Annotated in this window: 23 protein-coding genes; 9 read left to right on the plus strand and 14 right to left on the minus strand. The window is 70.0% G+C overall.

All coding sequences use genetic code 11. The features are described 5' to 3' along the window. The first annotated feature begins 83 nt into the window (after positions 1 to 83). The 7 genes from ABZX65_RS05775 (at position 84) to ABZX65_RS05805 (ending at position 5365) form a co-directional block, all read left to right on the plus strand. The gene (locus tag ABZX65_RS05775) at positions 84 to 1151 is read left to right on the plus strand and encodes an acyl-CoA dehydrogenase family protein (RefSeq protein WP_355335142.1); all 1068 of its coding nucleotides are present in this window, start codon (positions 84 to 86) and stop codon (positions 1149 to 1151) included. Continuing rightward, entirely contained in the window at positions 1148 to 1918 is a 771-nt protein-coding gene (locus ABZX65_RS05780) for a PIG-L family deacetylase (protein ID WP_355335144.1), read from the plus strand. The genes ABZX65_RS05775 and ABZX65_RS05780 overlap by 4 nt, the downstream gene beginning before the upstream one ends. A 44-nt stretch (positions 1919 to 1962) precedes the next feature. Then, positions 1963 to 2550 (plus strand): class I SAM-dependent methyltransferase, encoded by a 588-nt coding sequence (locus ABZX65_RS05785; protein ID WP_355335775.1) that lies wholly within the window; start codon positions 1963 to 1965, stop codon positions 2548 to 2550. Next, on the plus strand, positions 2547 to 3269 hold the full coding sequence (locus ABZX65_RS05790) for a glycosyltransferase (RefSeq protein ID WP_355335146.1): 723 nt from the start codon (positions 2547 to 2549) through the stop codon (positions 3267 to 3269). The genes ABZX65_RS05785 and ABZX65_RS05790 overlap by 4 nt, the downstream gene beginning before the upstream one ends. A gap of 264 nt (positions 3270 to 3533) precedes the next feature. After that, the gene (locus tag ABZX65_RS05795) at positions 3534 to 4058 is read left to right on the plus strand and encodes a hypothetical protein (protein WP_355335148.1); all 525 of its coding nucleotides are present in this window, start codon (positions 3534 to 3536) and stop codon (positions 4056 to 4058) included. Positions 4059 to 4296: 238 nt separating this feature from the next. Next, positions 4297 to 5031, plus strand: a complete 735-nt coding sequence (locus tag ABZX65_RS05800; protein WP_355335150.1) for a hypothetical protein — start codon at positions 4297 to 4299, stop codon at positions 5029 to 5031. A gap of 181 nt (positions 5032 to 5212) precedes the next feature. Continuing rightward, on the plus strand, positions 5213 to 5365 hold the full coding sequence (locus tag ABZX65_RS05805; RefSeq protein WP_355335153.1) for a hypothetical protein: 153 nt from the start codon (positions 5213 to 5215) through the stop codon (positions 5363 to 5365). Between the two features lie 96 nt (positions 5366 to 5461). Here ABZX65_RS05805 and ABZX65_RS05810 read toward each other — a convergent pair whose 3' ends face one another. After that, positions 5462 to 5833 carry a helix-turn-helix domain-containing protein gene (locus ABZX65_RS05810; protein ID WP_355335155.1) on the minus strand — a complete coding sequence of 124 codons (372 nt, stop codon included), beginning with the start codon at positions 5831 to 5833 and terminating at the stop codon, positions 5462 to 5464. An 83-nt stretch (positions 5834 to 5916) separates the two neighbouring features. On the opposite strand from ABZX65_RS05810, the gene ABZX65_RS05815 reads away from it, so the two are divergent. Beyond that, entirely contained in the window at positions 5917 to 6825 is a 909-nt protein-coding gene (locus tag ABZX65_RS05815) for an NAD(P)-binding domain-containing protein (protein WP_355335156.1), read from the plus strand. A 40-nt stretch (positions 6826 to 6865) separates the two neighbouring features. On the opposite strand, the gene ABZX65_RS05820 is transcribed toward ABZX65_RS05815, so the two are convergent. The 8 genes from ABZX65_RS05820 to ABZX65_RS05855 all read right to left on the minus strand — a co-directional run bounded on the left by ABZX65_RS05820 (position 6866) and on the right by ABZX65_RS05855 (position 17246). Continuing rightward, positions 6866 to 7687 (minus strand): GNAT family N-acetyltransferase, encoded by an 822-nt coding sequence (locus ABZX65_RS05820; RefSeq protein WP_355335158.1) that lies wholly within the window; start codon positions 7685 to 7687, stop codon positions 6866 to 6868. A gap of 221 nt (positions 7688 to 7908) precedes the next feature. Beyond that, positions 7909 to 8808, minus strand: a complete 900-nt coding sequence (locus tag ABZX65_RS05825) for a dihydrodipicolinate synthase family protein (protein ID WP_355335160.1) — start codon at positions 8806 to 8808, stop codon at positions 7909 to 7911. Positions 8809 to 8836: 28 nt separating this feature from the next. After that, positions 8837 to 10456, minus strand: a complete 1620-nt coding sequence (locus ABZX65_RS05830; RefSeq protein ID WP_355335162.1) for a D-aminoacylase — start codon at positions 10454 to 10456, stop codon at positions 8837 to 8839. Beyond that, on the minus strand, positions 10449 to 11747 hold the full coding sequence (locus ABZX65_RS05835; RefSeq protein ID WP_355335164.1) for an FAD-dependent oxidoreductase: 1299 nt from the start codon (positions 11745 to 11747) through the stop codon (positions 10449 to 10451). Before ABZX65_RS05835 ends, ABZX65_RS05830 begins: the two co-directional genes overlap by 8 nt. 170 nt (positions 11748 to 11917) lie before the next feature. Continuing rightward, positions 11918 to 13768: an ABC transporter ATP-binding protein gene (locus ABZX65_RS05840; protein ID WP_355335167.1), complete on the minus strand. Its 1851-nt coding sequence runs from the start codon at positions 13766 to 13768 to the stop codon at positions 11918 to 11920. Between the two features lie 35 nt (positions 13769 to 13803). Further along, positions 13804 to 14670, minus strand: coding sequence for an ABC transporter permease (locus ABZX65_RS05845; RefSeq protein WP_355335169.1), 867 nt, complete (start codon positions 14668 to 14670; stop codon positions 13804 to 13806). Then, positions 14667 to 15680: an ABC transporter permease gene (locus tag ABZX65_RS05850; RefSeq protein ID WP_355335172.1), complete on the minus strand. Its 1014-nt coding sequence runs from the start codon at positions 15678 to 15680 to the stop codon at positions 14667 to 14669. The genes ABZX65_RS05845 and ABZX65_RS05850 overlap by 4 nt, the downstream gene beginning before the upstream one ends. A gap of 18 nt (positions 15681 to 15698) precedes the next feature. Further along, positions 15699 to 17246 carry an ABC transporter substrate-binding protein gene (locus tag ABZX65_RS05855; RefSeq protein WP_355335174.1) on the minus strand — a complete coding sequence of 516 codons (1548 nt, stop codon included), beginning with the start codon at positions 17244 to 17246 and terminating at the stop codon, positions 15699 to 15701. A 320-nt stretch (positions 17247 to 17566) separates the two neighbouring features. Here ABZX65_RS05855 and ABZX65_RS05860 point away from each other — a divergent pair, with 320 nt between their 5' ends. Then, complete coding sequence (locus ABZX65_RS05860) at positions 17567 to 19207, plus strand: helix-turn-helix domain-containing protein (protein WP_355335176.1); 1641 nt, start codon at positions 17567 to 17569, stop codon at positions 19205 to 19207. A 9-nt stretch (positions 19208 to 19216) separates the two neighbouring features. Here the strand turns inward: ABZX65_RS05860 and ABZX65_RS05865 are convergent, their stop codons facing one another. The 5 genes from ABZX65_RS05865 to ABZX65_RS05885 all read right to left on the minus strand — a co-directional run bounded on the left by ABZX65_RS05865 (position 19217) and on the right by ABZX65_RS05885 (position 25605). After that, positions 19217 to 20059: a M55 family metallopeptidase gene (locus ABZX65_RS05865; RefSeq protein WP_355335179.1), complete on the minus strand. Its 843-nt coding sequence runs from the start codon at positions 20057 to 20059 to the stop codon at positions 19217 to 19219. 75 nt (positions 20060 to 20134) lie between these two features. Next, positions 20135 to 21238, minus strand: coding sequence for a P1 family peptidase (locus ABZX65_RS05870; RefSeq protein ID WP_355335181.1), 1104 nt, complete (start codon positions 21236 to 21238; stop codon positions 20135 to 20137). Beyond that, positions 21222 to 22913 carry a CocE/NonD family hydrolase gene (locus ABZX65_RS05875; RefSeq protein WP_355335183.1) on the minus strand — a complete coding sequence of 564 codons (1692 nt, stop codon included), beginning with the start codon at positions 22911 to 22913 and terminating at the stop codon, positions 21222 to 21224. The genes ABZX65_RS05870 and ABZX65_RS05875 overlap by 17 nt, the downstream gene beginning before the upstream one ends. Then, the gene (locus tag ABZX65_RS05880) at positions 22910 to 24586 is read right to left on the minus strand and encodes a CocE/NonD family hydrolase (protein ID WP_355335185.1); all 1677 of its coding nucleotides are present in this window, start codon (positions 24584 to 24586) and stop codon (positions 22910 to 22912) included. Before ABZX65_RS05880 ends, ABZX65_RS05875 begins: the two co-directional genes overlap by 4 nt. Beyond that, positions 24586 to 25605 (minus strand): 1-aminocyclopropane-1-carboxylate deaminase, encoded by a 1020-nt coding sequence (locus ABZX65_RS05885; protein ID WP_355335188.1) that lies wholly within the window; start codon positions 25603 to 25605, stop codon positions 24586 to 24588. The genes ABZX65_RS05880 and ABZX65_RS05885 overlap by 1 nt, the downstream gene beginning before the upstream one ends. Between the last annotated feature and the right edge of the window lie 3 nt (positions 25606 to 25608).

A 25608-nucleotide genomic window follows, 5' to 3' on the forward strand; every position in this document is an offset into this window, starting at 1 on the left:
CGCGGGGCATCCGGATGCGTACGCCACTGTCCCGGGTGAGGCTGTGAATGCGTACGAGTCGTCACCGAGGGAGGCCACCACACATGCGGAGCACCACGCGGCAGGACGGGCCCGCCACCGCTCCACCGGCGACCGCTCCTGGTCCGGCGGGCCACGACGCGGCGACGGGTCTTCCCGTCGCGGCGGCGGCCCGGGAGTCGGCGGAGCGTTTCGCGGAGCTGGTGGCCGCTCTGACGTCGGGAGCGCTGGACTGCCCGTTGCCGGGCTCGGGTCGTACGGCGGAGCGCTTCGCCGTCCTCACCTCGGTGGCCGAGCGGGATCTGTGCGCGGCCCGGCTCTTCGAAGGACACGTGGACGCGGCGGCGATCCTGGCGGAACTGGACGCGCCGCCGCCCCGGCCGGGAGAGCGGTGGGGCGTGTGGGCGGCCGAACCGCCGGGCGAAGGACTGCACGCCACCCGTGACCGCGACGGCTGGGTGCTGACCGGGCTCAAGCAGTACTGCTCGGGAGCCCACAGCTGCACCCACGCGCTGGTCACCGCGGCGACGGAGCGGGGAAAGCGGCTGTTCGCGGTACGGACGGGGGTGGCCGACGGCTGCCGCCCGGTGCCGGGCACCTGGCAGGCCGTCGGGATGGCCGGGAGCGACACCCCTGACGTGCGCTTCGACCATGTGCCCGGTGTGCCGGTCGGCGACGTCGGCGGCTATCTGAAGCGGCCGGGGTTCCAGCACGGCGGTATCGGCGTGGCCGCCTGCTGGTACGGCGGGGCCCGCGCCGTCGCCGACGTTCTGCTGCGCGCCGCCGCCGATCGCGGCCCCGACCCGCACACCGACGCGCACATGGGCGCGGTCGACATGCTGCTCCATGCCGCGGCGGCCGTACTGAAGCAGGCCGCAGCGGAGATCGACGGCGATCCGTCCGACACCGGCGGCACCGCGCGGATGCGGAGCCTGCGCACCCGCGCGTTCGTCGAGTCCGTGTGCGCGGACGTCCTCACCCACGTGGGACGGGCCACCGGCGCCGGTCCGCTGTGCCACGACGAACGCCACGCCCGGAACACCGCCGACCTGACCGTGTACATCCGCCAACACCACGCCGAGCGCAACCTCGCCGAACTGGGCGGCCTCGCCGCCCGCAAGGAGCCGTCGTGAGCGAGCAACCAGGCCCGTCGCCCGCATACGCCAACCCCATCCAGGCGCCGGGCACCGACGAGGCGCTCTGGCGGGACTGGGACGGCTGGCGCGCGCTTCCCGAGCTGCGGCTGCCCGAGGCGGGCAGGGTGGTCGTGGTGGCCGCGCATCCCGATGACGAAGTGCTGGGCGCCGGCGGGACGATGGCGATGCTGGCGGACGCGGGGACCGCCCTCACCGTGGTCTCCGTCACCGACGGGGAACAGTCGCACGCCGACAGCAAAGCCGTCACGCCCCAGCGGCTGACACAACTGCGCGCCGAAGAACTCCGCCAGGCCCTCGCGGCGTTGGGCACGGGCACGGCCCACGTCGTCCGGTTGCAAGTGCCGGACACCCGGGTGGCCTTCCACGAGGACGAGATCGTCAAGGCACTCGTCCCGGTGCTGGAGGGCGCCGCGTTGTGCCTCGCGCCGTGGATCGGCGACGTCCACGGTGACCATGAAGCCGCAGGACGGGCCGCGCTCGCCGCCGCCGCTCAGGCGTCCGTGCCCTGCCTGATGTACCCCGTGTGGATGTGGCACTGGGCGCACCCCGGCGACCCGCGTGTCCCGTGGCCTTCCGCGCACCGGGTCACCCTGCCCGCGGACGTCCAGGCCCGCAAGCGCGCCGCCGTCGCCCGGTTCGCCACCCAGGTCGAGCCCATCGGCCCCGCGCCGGAGGACGCCGCGGTCCTGCCGCCCGACGAGGTGGCCCACCACCTCCGCGCGCACGAGGTGATGTTCCAGTGAGCCGGACGAACGCGGCGAGTACGCCCGCCGCCTACTTCGAGACGATGTACGGCGGGGGCGAGGACCCCTGGCACCTCGCCGAACGCTGGTACGAGCGGCGCAAGTACGACATCACCGTGGCCGCGCTCCCCCTGCCGCGCTACCGCCGTGCCTTCGAACCCGCCTGCTCGGTCGGTGAGTTGACTCGCCGACTCGCGACCCGTTGCGACGAGGTACTCGCCTGCGACCGGGTCGCGTCCGCCGTGGCGACCACGCGGCAACGTACCGCCGCAGCAGAAAATGTGACGGTACGTCAGCTCACGCTGCCCGACGAGTGGCCGGACGGCTCCTTCGATCTGATCGTGCTGTCCGAAGTGCTCTATTACTTCGCCGCTCCCGATCTCGACATGCTTCTGGACCGGGCCCGGACGGCGTTGGAGCCCGGCGGGCATCTCGTCACCGTGCATTGGAACCACCCGGTGCCCGAACACCTGTGGACGGGCACCGAGATCGCGGACCGCGTGACCGGCCTGCCCGGGCTGTCACTGCTCGCCGATCACCGCGAGGCCGACTTCGTCCTCCAGGTCCACGGCCGTGACCTGGCCGACGGGAGCAGCCCGCCCGGTCCCGCCGAGCGCGAGGGTCTGGTGTGAGGGTCGAGGCCATCGCCGTCGTCATCCCGGCGCACAACGAGGAGGCGCTCCTGCCCGCCGCGCTGGAGGCGGTCGCGGCTGCCGCGCGCCACCCCGCACTCGCCGCCGTGCGGATTCGCACGGTCGTCGTCGCGGACTCCTGCCGTGACGGCACGGCCCGGATCGCGCACCGGGCCGGAGCCCTCGTGGTGCCGGTCGGCTTCCGCAGTCCGGGCCGGGCGCGCGCCACGGGCGCCGAGCACGCGCTGGCGGAGATCGCCGTCCCGCACGAGCGGGTGTGGCTCGCCACCACCGACGCCGACAGCGCCGTACCCCCGCACTGGCTGGCACACCACAGCGCTCTCGCCCGTGACGGGTGGGACGCGGTGGTCGGCACCGTGACCGTGCCGACGGCGACCGCCCTCACCGTCCGGCACCAGCTCAGCTACGAAGCCACCCGCCCGGCCGACGGCGCCCACTGGCACCACCCCCATGTCCACGGCGCCAACCTGGGCCTGAGCGTCAGCGCCTACCGCGATGTGGGCGGGTTCCCGCCGCTCGACGTCGGCGAGGACCACGCACTGGTCGCCGCGCTGGTCGGCCGCGGTCATCGCGTCCTGCGCACCTCGGCCGCCCCTGTCATGACCTCGCCCCGTCTGCACGGCCGCGCCCGCGGCGGCTTCGCGGACTTCCTCGCCGCGCAGGCCGAACACACCGCCCGCAGCGAACCGGCGAGCTGACCGGCGCGGCGTATCGGCCAAGGGGTACGTGGAACCACCGACGAGCGGCACCGCTGGCACCCGCGACGGCGCGGGGACCTCTCACCGCCACGCCATCGGGTGACGCGGCTCAGCCAGCCGGGTGACAGCGGCCACCGCGGGCTGCCGCCGGGCGGGCCGGTGCTCCAGGATCGGTGCCGCCGCCGTCTCCGGCGGGCCGCGCGTCGACCGCGCGCCCGTGACGCGCGATCAGATCGACCACGGCTGTTCGAGGAGTCCCACCCCATGCGTTCACGCGTCATCGCCATCATGGCCGCCGCTGCCGCCGCCACGGCGGCACTCGCGCAACCCGCCCACGCCGCCCCGCTCGTCGACGGGGTCTACCGTTTCGCGGCCCTCAAGGACGGCATGTGCCTGACCTGGCCCAAAACGAAGGCGCGTATCGGCATGGTGGCGCTGGGCGCCTGCACGGACACCGCCTCCACGTCGGCGAACTGGCAGGTACGGCAACGCCCCAACGGAACCATGGAGGTCTCCACACCGGACTCCGACCCGCGCACCTGCCTGGGCCTGACGACGGACTACCACGTGAAGGTCACCGACGCCTGCTCCGACAAGTACGCCGAGTGGACCGTGTCCTACGGCTCCGCAGGACCCGGCAGCGTCGTCTGGGCCGACATCGAGCACACCCCCAGCGACCACTCCAACTCGTGGGGGAAACTCGTCGACAGCCCCGACGTCACCGGCCGCATCGTGGTGCGACAAGCCCCCATCGACCCGCACTACTGGGCTTTGCAGCCGGCCGGCTGAGACCTGTCCCGCACCGGCCGTCCACCGGGGCCCGGCCGGCAAGGCGCTGCCGCCTTCCTGCGACGGACGCTGCTACGGCCGCAGGGCCGTCAGGCGCCGACCGGGCGGGGCCGACCGGCACCCGTCTCGGGCCCTTGGGCCCCACGACACCCTGCCCTGCGCGCGGGAGCGTGGACAGGGCGGGACGCCACGGCGATACGCGCCCTCGGGAGTCCCGCCCCTCCCGAGGAGCGTCCGTATGCGCATCATCGTCAGCATCGACACCGACACCTTCGTCGGCGACGACGGTCTCGATCCGGCCGCCGCGTCGCTGGCCGAACTCCTCCGGGCCGGTCACGAGGTCGTCATCGTCCACGGCGCTCCCGCCGAGACCCAGGCCGTCACCGGATCGCGTCTGGTACGCGCGCTGGACTCCGTGCTCGTCGGCCGTACCGTGGTCGCGCTCGTGACCCACGCCCAGGTCGGCGCCCACGACCCACAGGTGAGCGTGCCGGACCGGCCCCGCGTACGCCCGCAGGCCGTTCCCGAGGCTCAGGTCGTCCGGGAACTGCTGGCCGACGGCACCGTGGTGGTCTGCGGCGGCGGCATCCCCGTCATACGGGAACGCGGCACCGCGCGCCTGCGGACCGTACCGGTGACGGTGGACCCGGATCGGACGGCGGCGCTGCTGGCCGTCGAACTGGACGCGGACATCATGCTGTTCCTCACCGGCGCCACGCACCTGTTCGCCGCGGGAGGACACGGCCGCCCCAGGCCGCTGCTGCGGCTGACCCCCGACGAACTGTCCGGCGTACGTCTGCCCGAGGCCGTGATCACCCGCGCCGCGATCGCCGCCGACTTCGTCACCCGCACCGGCGGCGTCGCGGCGATCGGCCCGGTCGACAACGCCCTGGGCATCCTCCTCGGCACCACCGGAACCCAGATCCGCCCCGCACCCGCTTCGGTCAGGGAAACCGCGCCGTCATCCGACTGATCACCGGCACTATCGGCCGTTTCGACTCCCCCGCCGAAAACCGTCCGCTCCCCCATCTTCCGCCGGTCCGGCTCCGGCACGAACGGGTGGTGTACGCCAGGATGCGGGGCACGCAGGACCGCATGGCCGACGCCATCACCTCGTTCGCGGGCACGATGGGCTTCGTCTCTCTGCACGCGGCATGTTCGAGACGAATCTGCGCTCGGAGGTGTGGTCGGCGCACATGGGCAAAGCCCTCGGCCTGGACCCCGAGCAGATCGAGGGCGAGGTCCGGGCGGCCCTTGCCGACAGCCGCACCCGAATGGGCACGGGAGGACGCGCCGCGGGCCCATAGGCCCCGCCGAAGCGCACCGCGCCGAAGAACCACCGGTACGGCCGCACGGCGGCTCACCGTGCCCGAGACGAGGTCAGGATCTGTACCGGACAGCCCTCAGCCGTGGGAGATCTCGGCTACCTCGACCACTTCGGAGCCTTCGCGACGCATCCGTTCGCTCCCCCAGACGCCGAGCGGCCCGAGCGCCTGATTGAGCGTGCGCCCGTGCTCGGTCAGGGAGTACTCCACCCGCGGCGGCACCTCGGCGAAGACCTTCCGGTGCACCAGTCCGTCCTCCTCCATCTCGCGCAGGTGCTGCGTCAGCATCTTCTCGCTCACTCCGGGCAGGCCGCGACGGAGCTCGGCGAAGCGGCGCACACGATGGGCGTCAAGTTCCCAGAGGATGAGTCCCTTCCACTTGCCGCTCACCACGTCGAGCGCGGCGTCGATGCCGCAGATGTAAGGCCCGCACCTCGGCGCCCTCGCCATCGCTGATCCCCTTACTAAAAGGTAAGTACCGCAGAAAATAGTGGGTACTTCCCAGATTAGTGGCCCTCTCCGAGCATGAAGAGGTGAACGAACAACAGCACGGCACCACCAGGCAACACAGCACTGTCACCGTGATCGGACTCGGCCCGATGGGCCAGGCGATGACCCGTACCCTCCTCGCCGCCGGCCACCCGGTCACCGTCTGGAACCGCACCGCCGGCCGGGCCGACGGCGTCGTCGCCGACGGAGCGGTTCTCGTACCGACACCCCGCGAGGCGGTCGAGGCAAGTGACCTCGTGATCCTCAGCCTCACCGACTACCAGGCGATGTACGACATCCTCGACAGCGCCACCGCGTCGCTCGCCGGCCGGACACTGGTCAACCTGAGCTCCGACACCCCTGACCGCTCACGCGAAGCGGCATCCTGGGCGTCGGCCCACGGCGCCACCTTCCTCACCGGTGGTGTCATGGTCCCGGCACCGATGGTCGGCACGGACGCGGCCCACGTCTACTACAGCGGCCCCACCGAGGCGATGGAGAGCCACCGGCCGACACTGGCGCTGCTCGGCGCGCCGAAGTATCTGGGCGTGGATCCGGGTCTCGCCCAGATGATGTACCAAGCCCAGCTCACGGTATTCCTCACCACCTTGTCCGCACTGATGCACGCCACCGCGATGCTGGGCACCGCGGGAATGACGGCGAAGGAAGCACTGCCGGAGTTGCTCTCCTCCGCCGACTCGATCGGCGCCATCCTCAGGGCCGGCGAAGCGACCCCCGGCACCGCGCTGGACGCCGGAGAACACCCCGGCGGCCTCAGCACGGTCACCATGATGGGCGCGACATCCGACCACATCGTCGAAACCAGCACGTCACTCGGCCTCGACCCCGCGCTCCCCCTGGCCGTCCAGGCCCACTACCGCCGCGCCATCGACAACGGCCACGGCAGCGACAACTGGACCCGCATCATCGACAGCATCCGAAAGCCGCACTGACCCCACACGGCACCGTCGGAGGCGGGTATTTGAGGGAGCATCAGTTCGTCAGCACGACCACCAGCATCGCCAGCCAGCCCAGTGAGACGAAGACGGGAAGCAGCACCATCACGAGACCGGTCGGGGACGCCTGGAGCCACCCTGATCCCGGCTCTGTCAGCCGGCGTCCCACTATCCGCTGCCCGCCGTGCCACGCCATGTGCTCTTCCAGCTCCACGACCGTGCTCTTGCGGGTCTGCAAATAGCGGCGTCCATAGCGCAGCATGACGGCGAACGCCAGCCCGGAAACGAACCCGATCACCGTGATGACCGCTCCGACGCCGCGGGCCACTTCCCTTGACTGAGCGCCCTCTTTACCGAGGGTAAACGCCAAGGTGGCCGCGAGGCCCGCGGTGATGTAGAGGAAGTTATTGAGCTTGTTCCAGTTGAGGAGGTCCTCATGCTTGTATAAGTCGACCGCGATCTCGTATTGGGTCTGCAACATCGACTCACGCGGCTTGCGCGAGACCCACACCACGCGCAGACGGCCGTCCGGCGGTCGTAACCGTGTCAGTTCCTCGAAGCCCAGCTTCCGGTGGAATTGGCTCGACGCCTCATTGAGCGGCTCGTTGACCACCGCGGCGATCACCGGGTTGGCCGTCCAGCGCTCCAGCACATGGTGGTACAGGCGTGACGCGACGCCCTGCCGCGACGCGTCACGGGCCACGCACACCTGCTTGATCACCAGGAAGCTGCCGAGCGTGGTCTTGATCCGGTGGTTCAGCCACTCGTCAGGTTCGATCTGGGCGTCGCTGTAGGCCAGGAGGAATCCCAGGACGTCGGTTCCCTTGACGGCCTCACCTCCCACTGAACAGGCGTTCACAGGGCTCCGCGGAAAGCCTGTCCTGACAGCCCGTCGGATGCAAGAGCGCATGAAGTGGCGTCATGGCGAAGCGAATTCGGCCGGTCCCGGCTCAGGACCCGGCGCAGTCGCATCCGAGGCGTCGGCTGCTGCTCCGCCGGGCACCTGTGACCGGCCCGAGGCGTTTGCGGTGCGAGACGACCACGCCGGTGGTGATGTACGAGGTCGATGTGAAGAACCCCTCAGCGGGCCAGGTCGATCCCGGCTTCGCGGAGGAGCCGGGCGAAGGTGGTCGCGTGCTCGGGGGTGAGGGGGAGGGCCGGGAGTCGGGGGGGTCCGCTGGGGACGCCGACCAGGTCGAGGCCGGTCTTGATCGCGCTTGCGTACGGGTGCGCCTCGAGGAATTCGCAGATCGGAAAGATCTTCGTCCACTGCTCCCGTGCCTCGGCGATGTCGCCGCGGACCGCGAGGGTCTCGTAGAAGTCCGCGCACAGTTGAGGGATGACGCTCGCCGCTCCCCAGACTCCCGCCCGCGCGCCGGCGGCGATGCCGGAGAACGTGAGGGTGTCGTAGCCGTTGAGCGGCTGGATGACGTCCGCGTAGTGGTGAAGGACCGTGGCGAACTTCACCGCGTCACCCCCGGTGTCCTTGAACGACGTCACGCGGGTGCTCCGGGCGAGCTCGGCCAACCGCCCGGCCGAGATGTCCAGTCCCGTGGCGTCCGGCAGGTTGTAGAACATGATGTCGATGTCCACCGCGTCGGAGACGGCCCCGTAGTGCGCCACGACCTCCTCCCAGCCGAGAGCGCCGTAGTAGGGGGGCACGATCATGACCGCCGTCGCACCGGCGTCAGCCGCGTGCCGGGTGAGGTCGATCGTCTCGCCGGTGGTCAACGCTCCGGTGCCCACGACGACGGGCACCCGACCGTCCACAGCCTTCAGGTAGAGGTCCGCGACCTCCTTCCGCTCCGCGTTGCTGAGCGTCGTGAATTCGCCGGTGCTGCCCAAGGGCACCACGCCGTGCACGCCCGCACCGACGATGTGCTCGACCTGGCGACGGACTCCCCCGGCGTCGACGGTCGAACCGTCAGCGCGAAAGGGGGTCACCACTGCCGCGAGTATGCCGCTGAACGGCGTTGTCATCGCTCTCCTTCGTCGTTCGTCGACGGGTTCACCGGGCTCGGAAGCCGCTCGTCGTCGGCCGGGTCCCGCGTCGTAGCGCGCGCCCGCCGAGCTCGTCGGTCGGCTTTCCCCCGCGGAACGCGACGACTCCGTTGATGATCACGTGCCGCATCCCGTCGGCGTACTGGTGTGGGTGGGAGTAGGTGGCGAGGTCCCGGACCCTGTCGGGCTCGAAGATCGCGAGATCCGCGAAGGCGCCCTCGCGGATGACGCCGCGGTCGGTGAGACGCAGCGTCCGCGCGGGCAGGCTCGTCATCCGTCGGACGGCGTCCTCGATCCGCAGGACGCCGTCCCTGACGTACGGACCGAGGACGCGGGCGAAGGACCCGTAGGCCCGCGGATGCGTCGGGGCGTCGGTGTACGGCGGAGAGGCCGTCCACGCTTCGGCGTCGGAACAGACCGAGACCCATGGGCTCCGCAGCGCGAGACGGACGTTCTCCTCCGTCATCTCGAACAGCGCGATGATCATCTGCGAGTCCGCCACGACGATGTCCAGAAGCGTGTCGAGCGGATCCGCGTCACCGCGCCGCGTCGCTACCTGCGCGAGTGTCATGCCGTTCCACTCGGAGGTGTTGCCGCCCAGGAGCAGGATTCCGTCAGCGCCGCCCGCGCTCTTGTAGCAGTTGTCCCAGTCGGCGCCCGGGGCCCGGATGGCCTCCTTGACCGTTTCCCGGAAGTCCTCATGCGCGAGCTTGCCGCGCAAAGCGTCCGGGCCGCCGTCGTGGAATCGTGGGGGGACGCACGCGTCCAGGCCGGTAGCGCCCGCCTCGTACGGATAGACGTTGGCCGTGACGGCGAGGCCGCCGGCCCTGGCTTCCTCGATGCGCTGGATCGCGGAGGCCATCAGGGGCCAGTTGTCCCGGCCTGCCGCCTTCAGGTGGTAGACCTCGGCCCGGGCTCCCGACCTCTCGGCGATCCCGATGAGCTCGTCCAGGCTTTCGAGCAGGGAGTCGGACTCGTTGCGGATGTGCGAGATGTAGAGCGCGTCGTGCTCGGCGAGCACTTCCGCGAAGGCGGTCAGCTCGTCGGTCGAGGCGTACATGCCCGGGGCGTAGATGAGAGCGGAGCCCAGACCCAGCGCGCCGTCCGCCAGTTCTTCGTCGAGGAGCCGGCGGGCGGCGGCCAGCTCGTCAGGCGTCAGCGGACGGTCTTGCTGACCGGCGAAGGCCATGCGGAGGTTGTCCGCCCCGACGAAGCTCGCGACATTCGGTCCGACGCCCGCGTCGGCCATGTGGTTCAGGAAGTCGTTGATCCGCGGCCATTCATGCCGGACGTGGGTCCGCTCGGCGTAGTCCTTGGCGATGGCGCGCATCCGGCCCTCCACGGGGCCGAGCGAGTAGCCTTCGCCGAACACCTCGGTCGTGACGCCCTGGTAGAGGTCGGAGAGACCTCGGGGGTCACGCTGGAGCGACTCGTAGGCCTGGCTGAGCACGTTGATGAAGCCGGGCGCGACCAACGCGCCGGCGGCGTCCACCTCGGGCACGTCGGTGTCGGGGACCTCGCCGACGAGAACGATCCGGTCACCCCGGACCAGTACGTCCGCGCGTCTGAGCGGTGCGCCGGTGCCGTCGGCGACAAGGCCGCCGCGCACCACCAGATCACTACGCATCCCGACTCCCCTCCTGGGCCCTCATCGTCTTGCGCGTCTTCCCGCGGGCGAACCGCTGCGCCGAGAACGGCCCGGTACGACCGTCGTCCCCCGAGGCGATCGCCTCTGCGAGGTGCACTCCGGCGGCCGGTGAGATCGTCATGCCGAGCATCTGGTACCCGGTGGCGGCGAACACGTTCGAGTCCGGCGCGAGCCTGCCGATCATGGGGAGGCCGTCAGGAGCCACGGGGCGCAGGCCCGACCAGGCGGCCGACTCGTCGGTCCACGGCCCGAGGAGGGCCTGAGCCGAGCGCCGCATCGCCCTGACGCGCCGTGGGGGGATGCGGGTCGGTGAGTTGGTGAAGTCCATCGCCCCGGCGACGCGAAGCGTGCCGCCCATCGGCGAGATCGCCAGGTGCGTGTCGAGGGTCTGGATCGCCTGCCTCGGCATCCGCCCCGGCCGGACGTCGAAGCTGTAGCCCTTGCCGCCGATCACCGGAAGGGGATGGCCGATCGAGCGTGCCAGCGCGGTGGTGTCCACTCCCGCCGCGAGAACCACGTGGTCGGCCTCGTACGTACCGCGGTTCGTGCGCACCGCTCGCACCCGTCCGCCCTGCGCGTGGAGGTGCTCGACGGGCTCGTGCTCGCGGATCTCGACACCTGCGGCGACCACCTTCTCTACCAGCGCCGCCATGTAGGCGTGGGGAACGATCTGCCAGTGGTTGCCGATCAACGCTGCCGCCTGGCCTCGTGGCACCGTGGGGTCCAGGTCCTGGACCGCGCCGCCCGTCAGGACCTCTGTCGTGGCTCCCTGCCCGAACTTGGCCAGCGGCGCGATCTTCTCGATGAAGTGCTCGATGTCCGCGGGGTTCTTGGAGACGGTCAGGAGACCGGTCTTGTCGAAGTGCTCGTCGAGGCCGAGCCGTTCGATGAGCTTGAAGGACGGGTACCCGAGCGTGGACAACGCCGCCAGCCCGTCGGAGTACGACCGGTCGTTGCAGTAGCGCGCGAACGTCGCGATCCAGGGTCCGAGGCGCAAGAGGGCCGCGGGCGAGAAGTGGAGCGCGGAATCACGCCGGGTCAGGTCCTTGAGGCCGTGCATGATGATGCCGGGCTCGGGCACCGGCCCGGCCTGGGCGGGGCATATCCAGCCCGCGTTGCCCCAGGACGCGCCGGCCGCCGCGGCACCGGCGTCGAACACCGTCACGCGCATTCCGACCTCGGTCAGCGCCCAAGCCGTCCACAAGCCGGCGGCGCCGGCGCCAACGACCACGCAATGCTCGCCATTCACCACTATCGGCAGCCCTTCCACTCGTGTGCGTCAGTTACTCAAGGAGGGACTTTGCCAAGGCTTCCGGACGCGTTGTTCGTTCATTCGGACCAGAAAGCCGGATGATCATGTCGGCCCGGACAGACGGGCCGGGCGCGGCGCGCCGCGGCGAACCGGCGGATTTCGCCGCGGATCGCGCGCGTATCGGCCGGTCAGACCTCGGTCGAGACGGGTGCGTCGATCCAGTCGGCGTCCGACCGGGGGATCGACCGCAGCAGTTTGATCGTGTACGGATCGGTCGGATGGTCCAGGATCTGGTCCACCGGACCGGATTCGACGAGCCGTCCGCGGTACATGATGCAGACGCGCTCGGTGATCTGCCGCAGCATCGAGAGGTCGTGCGTGATGAAGACGAAACCGACTCCGCGTTCGCGCTGGAGCGTCGCGAAGAGGTTGATGATCTGGGCTCGCACCGAGACGTCCAGGGCGGAGACGGGTTCGTCGCAGACCAGAAGCCGTGGGTTGACGGCTAGGGCCCTGGCGATCGCGACGCGCTGACGCTCTCCGCCGGAGAGGGCCGACGGCCTGCGTTGCGCGTACGAGGCCGGAAGACCGACCGTCTTCAACAGGTCGGCCACCGCGCCCGAAGCGTGCTTGGTGGCGCTCTCGTGCGACCTGATCGCCTCGGACAGTGCCGAGCCGATGCTCCGCATCGGGTTGAGGCTCGCGTAGGGGTCCTGGAAGACCATCTGCACGGTTCCGCGAAGGCGACGGAGATCCGCCGCGCTCAGCCGCGACCAGTCGTGCGCGGGAATGCCGTCGATCATGATGTCGCCGCTGGTGCACCGCTCGAGTCCCAGCAGCGTGCGAGCGAGGGTGGTCTTGCCGGAACCGGACTCCCCCACGACGGCGACGCTCTCCCCCTGGTTCACCTGTAGCGACACCCCGGCGAGCGCGTGGACGGTGCGCTGTCCGACGCGGAACTCCTTGCGCAGGTCCCGGATGTCGATCAGCGGCCGCTCCGCCCGTACGTCTCGCACCGGAGCCTCCACGACGTCGATCCTGGCCCGCTTCGCCGCCATGTCGGAACTGATCTCCGGCAGGCGGACACAGGCCGAATACCGCAGGTCGGCGACCTCGATCAGTGGCGGCGGTCCCTGGCGGCACTGGTCCGTGACCCACTCGCACCGGGTGGCGAAGGCACAGCAGCCCGTGGTCTCCCGGGCCTTGGGGACCGACCCCGGGATGGAGGGGAGTTCGGCGACCCGACGGTCGACCGACGGTTCGGCCAGCAACAGGCCCTGCGTATAGGGGTGCAGCGGCTTGGCCTCCAGGTCGGAGCCGGGCGCGACCTCGATGAGCGATCCGCCGTACATCACGTAGACGCGGTCGCACATCGCGAAGGCCACCCGCAGATCGTGCGTGATCAGTACGACGCTCATTCCGCGCGACTTCTGGACACCGCGCAGGAGGGTGAGCATCTCCTTCTGGGTCGTGACGTCCAGAGCCGTCGTCGGTTCGTCCGCGATCAGGATCTTCGGGTCGCGGGCGAGCGACGCGGCCACAGCGACGCGCTGACGCATGCCTCCGGAGAGCTGGAACGGGTACCGATCCGCTACCGAGGGGTCGGTGAGTCCGACCTCGGCGAGCCGGCGGTTGACCTCCGCCCTGCGTTCGGATCGCGGCGGGCGCCGACGGCCCTCCCAGATCAGCGACTCCTCGATGATGCGCCCGCAGCGGAACACGGGGTTGAGCATCGTGAACGGGTCCTGGAGTACGAGCCCGATTTCCCGTCCTCTGACGTGACTCCACTCGCGTTCTGACAGCTCCAGCAGATTGCGGCCGTCGTACTCGACCTCGCCGCGCGCGACGAGCGATCCGGGCAGGAGACCCATGATGGCGCGGGCGGTCATGGTCTTGCCGCTTCCGGACTCGCCCACGATCCCGATCGTCTCTCCCGCGGACAGGTCGAGTCCGAACGACGTCACGATCGGGTGGGTGCCGTCGGGACCGACCGCGTCAACGCCGAGGGCGCGCACTTTCAGGACCGTGTCCGAGGTCATCCCTCGCGTCATGCGGTCCGACTGTTCGGGGGCCATCACTTGCTTCCTCCACGACTCGAGAGCGCCTCGTACATCCAGTCGCCGATGATGTTCATCGAGATCGCCGTCGCCACGATCATGACGCCGGGCCCGAGCGCCGCCGCGGGGTTCTCGAAGAGCAGGCTGGTTCCGTCCTTGAGCATGAGACCCCAGTCCGGCGAACCGGCGTCGACCCCGAATCCGAGGAACGACAGTCCTGAGAGCGTCACGATGGCGCCGGCGAAGGTCAGGAACGCGTTGGCGACGGCGGTCGCGGAGACGTTGGGCCAGATGTGGAAGAGCATGATGCGTCGGTTCGACAGGCCCAGCGCACGCGCGGCTTCCACGTAGGGCAGGAGTGCCTGCTCCAGTGTCGCGCCTCGGATGACGCGTGTGTCGAAGGGGATCGTCAGCACGAGAAGGAGCGCCACCGCCATCCAATAGCCGCCGCCGAACGCACCGGCGACAACCACGATGACGAGAAGTCCGGGGAGCGCCCACATGAAGTCGACCCAGCGCATGACGACCGCGTCGACGGCACCTCTCTTGTAGCCGCTCCACAGACCCAGCAGGTTGCCGATCAGCATGGAGCCGACGGTGATGACCAGCGGGCCGATGAACGCGGTGCGTGTTCCGGCGATCAGTCTGGAGAAGACGTCCCGGCCGAGTTCGTCCGTGCCGAGCCAGTGCCCGGCGCTGGGCGAGGCGAGGACGTCCGAGACGTTCTGGGCGCCGGGGTCCTGGGGGGCCAGGACCGATCCCAGGACGGTCATGACGACGACCCCGACCACGATCACCAGGCAGGCCAGTACGGTCCAGGACGGGCGCGCCGAGCGACGCGTGGGCCTGGCGGGATCTTCGAGCTGCGGGACTGCGGCACTCATGCCGTCGGCCTTCCGTGCCTGATGCGTGGATCCGCGGCCAGGTAGAGCATGTCTGCCGCCAGGTTCGCGAACATGATCAGCGCGGCCACCAGCAGCGCGATGGCCTGGAGTGTGGGGAGGTCCTGGCTCGACGCGGACCGCACGAGCAGGTCGCCGATCCCCGGGATCGAGAAGGTGACCTCGACGAGGACCGCTCCGGTGGCCAAGGACGCGAGCAGGGGCACGCTGACGGTGATCACGGGGATCATGCCGTTGCGCAGCGCGTAGAACAGGAACACCCGGCGGGACGACATCCCGCGTGCCCGGGCGAAGGTCACGTAGTCCTGGTCGAGCACCTTGATCATCACGGCCCGCGTGTGTTTGACGATGAGCGCGACGCCGGAGATCGCGAGCGCGAGCGCCGGGAGGGTCAGGTGCCACAGTTTGTCGACGAAGCCGCTGCCGGCCCCGAAGACCGGGAACCATCCGAAAAGGACCCCGAACACGTAGAGCAGGGCCACGGCGCCCACGAAGACCGGTGTGCTGAATCCGACGATCACCGACGCCACGATCCCGCGGTCGACGAACGTCGACTTCTTCACCGCCGCGGCCAGCCCCAGGGGGATTCCGATGAGCATGGTCAGCAGATAGGCCACGCCCGCGAGGAGCAGGGAATTCGGCAGCCGCGCCTTGATCTCGTCCGTGACCGGAAGCGTCGAGACCGACGAGTTTCCGAAATCGAACCGGACGGCGTCCTTCAACCAGATCCAGTACTGGGTGAGGAACGGGTCGTTCAGGTGGTACTGCTGCCGGAGCAGCTCCTCTGTCTCGGGAGTCCGCCTCCGGGTGCCGAGCAGATTGCTCACGGCGTCGCCGGGCGTGATGTACAGCAGAGAGAAGATGACGAACGAGATCAGGACCAGCATCGCGGCGCACACCAGGACCCGACTCAGCACTAGGAAGAAAATTGCTCGTGTTTGCATCGCTGCCTTTTTCTCGTTGGGGCTCGCGGCCCACGCGGCCGGCGTCACCGCGGCCGCGTGGCACCGTCACGACGCGGGCTTGACCTGCGCCACCCACGCGGCCGGACCGTAGGCCGAGGAGAACGGGTTCAGCTCGGGCCACGTGAAGGTGTCCGACAGCGCCAGGACGTTCTCACCGAGGTAGAGCGGGATGTAGGGAACGTCCTGCGCGGCGAGCTTGTCCAGGGCGGAGTACGCCTGGAACCGTCCCGCCCGGTCGGCCGTGGAGATCCCCGCGTTGACCAGCTTGTCGGCCTCCGGATTGCTGTACGCGGCGTAGTTCGCGTAGGCGATGTCCGCCTGCGAGCTGTCGAGGAGATAGCTGGCCGTGGTGTTCGGCTCCTCCGAGCAGTCAAGTCGCTGGATCGTGAGCTGGATCTTCTTCTTGGCCGCTCCTTCGCCGACGCGCTGGGTGTACTGGGCCTCGGAGAGGACCTTGACGTCCAGCTCGATGCCGGCCTTCGCCACCATTCCGGCGATGGCCTGAGCGATCTTGGGGCGGATTCCGTCGTCGGGAACCTCGAAGGTTCCCTTGACGCTGCCCGGGTGGCTCGACTTCGCGATCTCTTCCTTCGCCTTGGACACATCGAACGCGTAGGGCGGGAGCGAGCCGATCATGGTGTCGATGTCCGCTTTGTCGGCCACCTTGGCCAGGACCTGGGCCGGGAACAGGCTGTCATAGGTGACGGCGCCGTCGCCTTCGGCGGCGGCGAGGCCCTTGCGGTCCAACGCGTAGGCGAAGGCGCGCCGGACGTGCACGTCGTCCCACGGGGCGACCTGGGTGTTCAGTGACATGAACGTCTGCTTGCACCCGGGGACCTTCACCAGTTTCGCCTTGGAGCTGGCGGCGAAGGCTCGCGGGTCCGCGAGCGGGTACGCGGCGTCGAGCTGGCCGGACCGGTAGGCGAGCGCGGCGCTCGTCACGGTCTTGAAGGGCTTGACCGACACCCTCTGGATCGCCGGCTTGCCTCCCCACCAGTCCGGGTTGGCGGTGAGGTCCGCGCCTTCGGTCGGGTTCAGCCGGTCGAGCCGGTACGGCCCGGTCGCCATGGTCAGCGTGCCCGGCTTGCCGAAGTCGGCCTTGTGCTCGTCGTAGAACTTCTTCTGGAAGATGCTCGCTCCCACGCTGGCGAGGAGCGACAGGACGCTGGAATCAGCCTGCTTGAGCGTGACGACGACGGTGTTCGCGTCCCTGGCGGTCACGTCCTTCACGTTCACGAACAGCGACTCGTACGGGGACGGCGCCAGGCGCTCGTAGTCCAGCGAGGCGACCACGTCAGCGGACGTCATCCCGGTGCCGTCCCAGAACGTGACGCCCTTGCGCAGGTGGAAGATGTACGTGCGCGGGTCCGGGGTGTCCCACGACTCCGCGAGCCCCGGGGCCAGCTGGCCCTTCGGGTCGGCGGTGAGCAGGGCGTCGTAGACCGTGGCGAGAAGGTTGTTGCCCGAGGTCAGCGTGAGCGGGTCGATGCTGTCGAGGCTGTCCGCGACGATGCCCCACCGCAGGAGGTCCGCCCTGCCGCCGGTCGCTCCCGGCTTCTCGGCGCCGTTGCAGGCAGCCAGTAGCGCTGCCAAGCAGACAACGGTGGCGCTGACCGCCACGAGTCTGATGGACCGTTTACGCTTCATGACCCGTCCTCCTCGGGCCAGAGGTCCAGCCCCCAGCCGGTTGTGTGCCGCCCGTGTGATCAGGCTCACGGGTTTGGATGAGGCTATGGCCGTCGAACGGCGCGGACCTGGTGACGATCCGCCCAATTTTCCGCCTGGAATCGTTCAATGTAACGAAGGCGCACAACGGCCCGACCACGCCTCGGTTTCGGTCAACGAACGGAGGCCGCGCGTTCGTTCGTTCTTCCCAAGACGCGCGGCGGAGCGTCCCGTAGACTCCGGCGGATATGAGCGAGACGTCCAAACCGCAGCGTGCGAGCTTGTCGAGGATCCTCAACGACCTCGGCGGTACGTTCCTCGACGTGGTCGTCGCCGACGTGAGTGCCCACGAGCAGGTCGGGGCCGTCGTCGTCCACGACCACGGACAGAACCACACGCTCCTGCCCAAGGCGCTGGTCCTCGGCATCGGGGTGTACGGCGCGTCCGACATCGCGGAGCTGCTGCGCGTTCTCGGGACACAGAGCGCCGCGGCCCTGATCGTGCGGGCGCCTGTGGACCGCGAGCCAGAGGTGCTCAACGCCGCCCGCGACGCGGGCGTCGCCCTGCTCGCGCTGGCGGAGAACGCGGACTGGCTTCAGCTCGCGGACATGCTCCGGACCATCGTGGCCCAGGACGATGTCGGGGACGAGGTGACGAGCACCCTGGGCGGTGTCGCCGCGGGCGACCTCTTCGCCCTCGCCAACGCCGTGGCGGCACTGATCGACGCGCCGGTCACCATCGAGGACCGCCGGTACCGCGTGCTGGCGTTCTCGGGACGGCAGGACGAGGCCGACGCCGCTCGCATCCGGACCATCCTCGACCGCCAGGTGCCCGAGGTCTACCTCCGCGAGGACGAGGACCGGGGGGTGTTCAAGGCCCTCTACCAAACGGAGGAGCCGCTGTACATCGAGGCCTCCAAGATCAGCGAGAACGAGATCCCGCGCCTGGCCATCGCGGTGCGTGCCGGTGACGAGATCCTGGGATCGATCTGGGCGGCGGTCACCGGACCGCCGTCCACCGAGCGGTCGCAGGCCCTGGCCGACGCCGCGAAGCTCGTCGCCCTCCACCTGCTGCGCCGACGAGCCGGAGCCGACGTCGACCACCGCCTGCGCTCCGACCTGGTGGCCACCGCCCTCGAAGGCGGGCCCAAAGCCGCGCACGCGCTCGGCCGCCTCGGGCTGCTCGGGAAGACCGTCAATGTCGTCGCCATGGACATCGTCGACCACGGCGACGGACAGACCGATCCCTCCCGGCAGGCGAGGGAACGCCAGCAGTTGGCGGACGCGTTCGCGATGCACCTCACCTCGGTCGCGCCGCGGTCGGCGACGGCCCTGCTCGGCGACGTGTCGTACGGGCTGGTCTCGCTCACCGGGGACGCCGACCAGAACGAGCAGCGCGCCAAGCGGCTCGCGGCCGACTTCCTGAAGCGGACGGGCACGCGGGTGCCGGCCGTCATCGGCATCGGCACTGCGATCAGCGACCCGATCCGCTTGAACGAGTCGCGGACGCGGGCCGACCGTGCGCTGCGCGTACTGCGTACGCGAGGGACGGCGGGCACCGCGGCCACGATGTCAGAGGTGCACATAGACGCGCTGGTGCTGGAGCTCCAGGACTTGTCCTTGGCACGCCATGACCCGGTGACCGGCCCGTTGAGCCTGATCCTCGAGTACGACGAGCGGCGCAACGGCAGCCTCCTGGCAACTCTCAAGTGCTGGCTGAACGCCTTCGGCGACATCCACGCCGCCGCGGCCTCGGCCGGTGTGCACCACAACACGTTCCGCTACCGGCTCAAGCGGCTCAGCGAGGTCGGGAAGATCGACCTGGAGAACCCGGACGAGAGATTCGCGTTGATGCTCCAGATGCGTCTGATGAACCCCGCCGTCGAGTGATTCGCCGCGTCACGGCGAAGCGGTCGCCTGAGTGGCGACCACGTGCGCGGCCAGTGCTCCGGCGACGCTGACGAAGTCGTAGATCTCATCCACGGTGGCGCACCGGATCCGCACGGTGTACTCCGACGAGCGCTCGGCCGTCGGAATCATGGCGACGAGATCAGCGCTCGTCGACAGCTTCAGGTCGATCTCCACCACCAGGTCGTGAGGGACGACCGGCGGCCGGATCGACGAATCCGCCACGGCTCGCGCCGCGCCTTCCCGGATGTGCGCCCTGGCGGTGGCCGGGGAGAGGGCGTCGGCCGAGTTGTAGGAGAGGTAGCGCTTGACCTCGACGCGGTGGACCGCCTCGACTCCGGCGAGACCGGCCGAACAGGTCCGGTCGTCTCCGGTGATGAGCTTCACCGGGACTCCGAACCGGCCGGCGTAGAGGGCGTTGACGTCTGCCTCGGACGCGGCCCGACCGTTGAGCCGGAGTTCCGACCAGAATCCGGTGAACGTGTGTGAGAGCACTCCGGGCGCTCCCGCGGCCGCGTGGTAGCCGATGAAGAGGGCCGCGTCGAAGTCGCCGTGCAGGCCGTGCACCATGCCGCAGGTACGGGGGCTGCCGTTGACGAGACGTGCACGCGGGTCCAGCAGGGCGGGCAGGATGTTGTCCATCGGCCCGTGGCTGTCCGCCACCACCACGTGGGTGGCTCCCGCGTCGAACGCCCCCGCCACAGCGGCGTTGGCCTCCTCGGTCATGAGCTCCTGGCCGCGTGCGTAGGTCCGGTGCCCGGGGACGGTGTTGTGCAGCCGCGAAACACCCGCGACTCCCTCCATGTCCACGCTGATGTAGACAGAACCGGCCATGAGACCGTCCCTTCTTCCTTGGTCTGACCCGGCCGTTCACCGGGTGGTTGCCAGCCGAACCGGGGGCGGCTTGCCTCAGGTCGCCGATGAGAAGGCCGCGAGGAGTGCGTCCGGCTCGAGCCCGTACGCCGTGAAGCCGCGCGCACCGGTCATCGTGGGAGCGGCGAGCATCGCGTTGATGATCGACTCCTCGGTGGCCTCGACGACGGCGCGGAACAGGTCGTCCAAGGCTTGGTGCGGAACCGCGGAATGGGGCGCCACCAGCGGGTGACCGCCCGCGTAGCCCTCGGTGGGCACGTTCTGCGGCGCCGTGGAGAAGGCGAGCATGATGTCACCGCTCGAGTCCTGGATGCCGCCGCCGACCCGGCCGATGCCGATGCTCGCCCTGGTGGCCAGCCGACGGCACTGGCCGGGCAGCAGCGGAGCGTCCGTCGCCACGATCACGATGATCGAACCCGAGCCGGGCGGCATGGGCGGGTCTCCGCCCGGCTGGGTCCGGGCCGGCAGCGGGACGTGTGCCAGGCGCGCGTCACGGCCCACGGGCCGGCCGTCGACCCTGAAGTCGGGGCGGGTCCCGTGGTTCGCCTGGACGAGCACGCCCACGGTCCAGCCGCCCGCGGACGCGTCGAGACGACGCGACGCCGTTCCGATCCCGCCCTTGAACCCGTGGCAGACCATGCCGGTTCCCCCTCCGACACTCCCCTCCTCGACGTCGGCGGACGCCGACTCGTAGGCCGCTCGGACGTGTTCGCCGGTGACGAACTGGGCGTTCCCGCTGTTGAAGGCGAGGTCCGCGGTCTCGCCCACCACCGGCAGGGAGAAGGCGTTGCGGAAGGTGTCGTGCGCCGTCTCGATCGCGACCAGGCTGTCCCTGACGACGCCGACGCTGTGGGTGCCCGTGAGGGCCAGGTCGGTCGTGAGCAGACCGCTCTCGCGAACCCACTCGAGACCTGTCATCTCACCGTTGCCGTTGAGCGTGGCGCAGCCCGCGAACAACGGATGTGTTCGGACGTGTCCCGGCCGTGGACGGATCACGGTCACGCCGGTACGGGCGATGACGTGGTCGTCGCGGATGACGGTGGCGTGACCGACGGTGACGCCGGAGACGTCGCTGATGGCGTTGCGGGGTCCTGAGGGAAGAATCCCGATCTCGATGCCGAGGTCACGGAGCCTGGTCATGGTTCTCCATTCGGTGGAGGGGGAGCTCGATCCTGCTGGGCAGGCGGGGCCCGTGGAAGACGGAGTGCGTACCGCGTTCGGCCTCCGTCGCACCGAGGTAGTCGGCGGAGCCGAGGTTGATTGCGTAGAGCGGGAAGAGACTGGAGGTCACCACGAGGCGCAGGGCGTGCCCCGGCTGGAGCTCGTGCGCCACGTCCGTCATCGCGATCCTGTAGCCGACCGGCACACCTGTCCGGAACGCGGGCACCGATCCCGCGCGCACGACCCCGTGTGCCAGGTGAACCGTTCTCGTCTCGCCCGGGAACACGTCCTCGAGGGACACCATCCAGTCCGCGTCATCGCGATCGGTCCCGGCGAACAGATGGACCACCGGCGTGCCGCGGACCAGTGTGGGAACGTTGACGGTCGCCGCCGTGTACGTGAGCGTGTCGTCGCGGCTGGTCGCGAACGATGTCTCAAGGGTGAATCCCGCTGGGCCGGTCCGTGAGAAGGACCCGTGATCCGGCTGCCACGGAACGGGATTCCCGGGATCGTGGACGAAGTGATCGGCCGCCTCGCGGGGTGTCGCGTCGCGCGTCAGTCGTCCGTCCCCGATCCGGGTGTTCGCCCGCCCTTCGGAGGTCAGCCACAAGGTCTCGACCTCGTCGGCCACCGGCCAATGGTCGAGGTCTTCCCAGGCGTTGCGGCCCGTGACGAAGACGCGCACGGGGGCGGGAGCCCAGGACGACGGGTCGTCCCGCAGGTGGTGGTCGAACCACTCGAGGAGCAATTCGTCGGGGTCGACGACGGAACGGGGCCCCCATTCGACCCCGCCGACAACGCTCACCGGTCTCCGGGTTCCGGCTGAGTCCCACGGGCCGATGACCAGCGAGTGCTCCCCTCCGGCGGAGGAGACGGTCTCCCAGTGCGCCATCGTGGCGCCCAGCCCGCTGTCCCACCGGCCGGAGACCAGGAGGGTCGGCGCGCTCGCATTCGTCCCGCCGCCCACAGCCAGGCTGCTCCAGTACGGGTCCTGGGGGTCGAGGTGGGCGAGCCAGTCGGGCCACGGCGCGTCCGGTCTGCCCAGCGCTTCGTGCATACCGGCCAGCGGCCTGCTGCTGAAGACCGACTTCCAGGGCGGCGCGTCGACAGGCCCGCGCACCCGGCCACCGACGAGGTGCATCCAGAACAACCAGTCCAGTCGCACGGCACCGCCCCGCGACGGCAGGCCCTCGCCCGCGGCGAACGGGGACCACACGGCGAGCGCGTCCACCGGAGCCGCCGACGCGGCGGCGAGCGCCGCGAACCCGGCGTAGCCCGCGCCGAAGCAGCCGAGGCGGCCGTTGGACCCGGGAAGGTCACGGGCCCACGTGACGATGTCGGCGCCGTCTGCGGCCTCGTGGAGGAACGGCTCGAAATCCCCGTCCGAGTCACCCCGGCCGCGCACGTCACCCGCGACCACGATGTATCCGCGCGCGGCAAGGAGCTTGAAGCGGTCCGAGGGGACCTGCGGCGCCGTGCTCGCAGGAGGCTTCTGGTCCGCGCGGTTGTTGTCGTAGGGCGTGCGGGTGACGAGGACCGGGTGATCACCGGGGGCAGGCGGCATGTAGACGTCGACGGACAGGTCGACCCCGTCCCTCGCCTCGACCCGTACGTCGAAGCGGGAGCGCACACGGGAGACATCGGTGAACCTCATACCGCTCCCCCGCTGTTCTCGACGGGCAGGACGAGCCGCGAGGGGTGCTCCGGGCCGTGGTGAACGGTCACGCTCACCACGCGTGATTCCACGGCGTCGGCCCAGGGCTCACCGGTGCCGAGGTTGCGTGAGAAGGCGGGGAACGCGCCCGCGGTCACCGCGAGCGCGATGCGGTGCCCCGGCAGGAAGGTGTGGTGGAGCCAGACCAGCGGGATGCGCAGGCCGACGATCTCCCCGGGGCTGACGGGCGGTGAGCCGGGCCCGGACCGCATCGAGATCCGCTGTAGCCCGCACGACCCGAGTTCGCTGCCGACGAGCATCATCCGGCCGTCGGGATGGACGTCGAGCAGCAGGACGCTCAGGTCCGCGTCGGGCGCGTCCAGCGAGACGAAGACGTCCAGCTCGGCCTGGCCGCTCACGTGGACGGGCTCGTCCAGGGCCGGACCCGGGTAGACGAGGACGTCGGGGCGGCGCAGCAGGTAGCGATGGTCGTGGGGCGGGTCGCTCCAGGCGAACAGGTCGAGGTTGGTGAAGTCCCTGGCCGGGTTCTCCGGGTCGAAGACGTACGTGTCGCGGGCGGCTTTCTCCGGAGTCCGCGTGAGCCGGCCGTTTCCGCTCAGTGTGCGGGCGTCGCCGCCACTGGCCAGGTACCAACTCGTCGGCTCGACCGCGGCGGACGGCCACTCGTCCAGGTCTTCCCACCGCATCGTCCCGGTCCGGAAGACCCGGCACGGGTGGGCATCAGCGGGTTCGTCGTCGTCCCTGAGGTGCCGTGCGAGGAAGCGCTCGACGTGTCCGACGGTGTCCATGACCGACGAGGAGACATCCAGTCCTCCCAGCACCGGGCTCGGCGAACGGTTCCCTCCGTGGTCCCAGGCTCCGATCAGGAGCTGGGCCCTGGCGCCCGCGGGCGACCGCGCCAGCCGGGCCCACGTCGCCATCGTGGTCTGGTCGTCCCACCAGCCGACCGTGACGAGCACGGGCAGGTCGAGGTTCGCCCAGTCGTCGTCGCTGAGCACGAACGCCTCGCCGAGGTAGTCGATCTCCCCGTCCACGTACTTCGGCCACCACCGTCCACCGGTGCCGACCTGCTCGTGGAGGGTGCGCAGCGGCAGGTGCCTGATGTTGTGCCCCCATGAGGGAGCGCCGTAGTGCTGTTGGGTACGTCCGGTCACCTGGTGGAACCACCAGCTCCAGTAGAGGTGCGGGACACCGGTGTTGAAGCTCGGCCGCGGGCCGAGGCCGGCGACTCCAATGGCCATCGGCGCGATGCACCGCAGGTGCGGCGGCCGGGCCCGAGCGGTCCACCACTGGGTGAGACCTTCGTAGCTGAGCCCGACCATGCCGACCCGGCCCGTGCACCAGGTCTGCTCGGCGACCCACTCGACGCTGTCGTAGCCGTCGTCGCTGTCCTGGACGAAGGGCTGGAAGTCACCGCCGGAGTCGCCGCGTCCGCGCATGTCGATCATGACGTAGGCGTAACCGGCGGCGACGAGCCGCCGCATCCAGATTCCCGGCTTGCGGTTGTACGGGGTTCGTGTCACCACGGCCGGGAACGGGCCGTCACCGGCCGGGACCATGATGTCGGCGGCCAGCTCGACGCCGTCGCGCATCGGGATCCGGCAGTTCCACAGGGCTCGGACCTCTCTCGTGCTCCCCCTCAGCGCGGGCATCAGAACGCCTTGGCGTACGCGTTCAGTGCCTGCTGGCCGCCGAGATGCGCGTACAGCACGTTCGAGTCCTTCGGGATGTCGCCGTCGCGGATCAGGTCGATGAGGCCCGCCATCGACTTGCCTTCGTAGACGGGGTCGATGATGATCCCCTCCGTCTTGCCGGTGAGGCGGATCGCGTCGAGGGTCGACCGCACCGGGACCCCGTACTCGTCTCCGGCCCAGCCCGGGAGCACGGTGATCTCGTCGTCCCGCAGGTCACGCCTCAGCCCGATGAGATCCGCGGTGTTCCGGGCGATCCGACCGACCTGGTCGACCGTCTTGTCGAGGGTGGCCGAGGCGTCGATGCCGATGACCCGGCGGGGTCGGCCGCCCGCGTCTTCGAGTGCCGCGAAGCCCGCGATCATGCCCGCGTGCGTCGAACCGGTGACGGTGCAGACCACGACGGTGTCGAAGAAGGTGTCGAGCTCCTGCTCCTGCCGGGCCACCTCGTACGCCCAGTTGGCGAAGCCGAGACCGCCGAGGCGGTGGTCGGACGCGCCGGCGGGGATGCCGTAGGGCTTGCCGCCGCGCTTCTCCACGTCGTCGAGGGCCTGCCGCCACGAGTCACGGAAGCCGATGTCGAAACCGGCGGGGTCGAGTCGTACCTCTGCTCCCATCACCCGGCTGAGCAGGATGTTGCCGACTTCGGTGCTCAGCGGATCGGTCCAGGAAGGCACCCAGTTCTCCTGGACCAGGACGCACTCCAGCCCGAGGTGGGCGGCGACCGCGGCGACCTGCCGGGTGTGGTTGGACTGGTGGCCCCCGATCGACACCAGCGTGTCGGCTCCTTGGGCCAGCACGTCGGGAATGAGGTACTCCAGTTTGCGGGTCTTGTTACCGCCGTAGGCCAGCCCGGAGTTGCAGTCCTCCCGCTTCATCCAGATCGAGGCACCGCCGAGGTGGGCGCTCAGACGTGGGAGCGGGTGCACCGGACTGGGGCCGAAGGTGAGCGGGTGGCGGGCGAAGTCCTCGATGGACACAGC

The sequence above is a fragment of the Streptomyces sp. NPDC003300 genome, assembly GCF_040610915.1.
GTDB lineage: Bacteria > Actinomycetota > Actinomycetes > Streptomycetales > Streptomycetaceae > Actinacidiphila.

Bases quoted from the DNA above. Each gene is read 5' to 3' on its own strand.
- ABZX65_RS05810 (WP_355335155.1), bottom strand. From the start codon at position 5,833: ATGGCGAGGGCGCCGAGGTGCGGGCCTTACATCTGCGGCATCGACGCC.
- ABZX65_RS05860 (WP_355335176.1), top strand. From the start codon at position 17,567: ATGAGCGAGACGTCCAAACCGCAGCGTGCGAGCTTGTCGAGGATCCTC.
- ABZX65_RS05825 (WP_355335160.1), bottom strand. From the start codon at position 8,808: ATGACAACGCCGTTCAGCGGCATACTCGCGGCAGTGGTGACCCCCTTT.
- ABZX65_RS05805 (WP_355335153.1), top strand. From the start codon at position 5,213: ATGTTCGAGACGAATCTGCGCTCGGAGGTGTGGTCGGCGCACATGGGC.
- ABZX65_RS05865 (WP_355335179.1), bottom strand. From the start codon at position 20,059: ATGGCCGGTTCTGTCTACATCAGCGTGGACATGGAGGGAGTCGCGGGT.
- ABZX65_RS05785 (WP_355335775.1), top strand. From the start codon at position 1,963: ATGTACGGCGGGGGCGAGGACCCCTGGCACCTCGCCGAACGCTGGTAC.
- ABZX65_RS05775 (WP_355335142.1), top strand. From the start codon at position 84: ATGCGGAGCACCACGCGGCAGGACGGGCCCGCCACCGCTCCACCGGCG.
- ABZX65_RS05845 (WP_355335169.1), bottom strand. From the start codon at position 14,670: ATGAGTGCCGCAGTCCCGCAGCTCGAAGATCCCGCCAGGCCCACGCGT.
- ABZX65_RS05830 (WP_355335162.1), bottom strand. From the start codon at position 10,456: ATGCGTAGTGATCTGGTGGTGCGCGGCGGCCTTGTCGCCGACGGCACC.
- ABZX65_RS05875 (WP_355335183.1), bottom strand. From the start codon at position 22,913: ATGAGGTTCACCGATGTCTCCCGTGTGCGCTCCCGCTTCGACGTACGG.
- ABZX65_RS05800 (WP_355335150.1), top strand. From the start codon at position 4,297: ATGCGCATCATCGTCAGCATCGACACCGACACCTTCGTCGGCGACGAC.
- ABZX65_RS05795 (WP_355335148.1), top strand. From the start codon at position 3,534: ATGCGTTCACGCGTCATCGCCATCATGGCCGCCGCTGCCGCCGCCACG.
- ABZX65_RS05870 (WP_355335181.1), bottom strand. From the start codon at position 21,238: ATGACCAGGCTCCGTGACCTCGGCATCGAGATCGGGATTCTTCCCTCA.
- ABZX65_RS05880 (WP_355335185.1), bottom strand. From the start codon at position 24,586: ATGCCCGCGCTGAGGGGGAGCACGAGAGAGGTCCGAGCCCTGTGGAAC.
- ABZX65_RS05840 (WP_355335167.1), bottom strand. From the start codon at position 13,768: ATGACCTCGGACACGGTCCTGAAAGTGCGCGCCCTCGGCGTTGACGCG.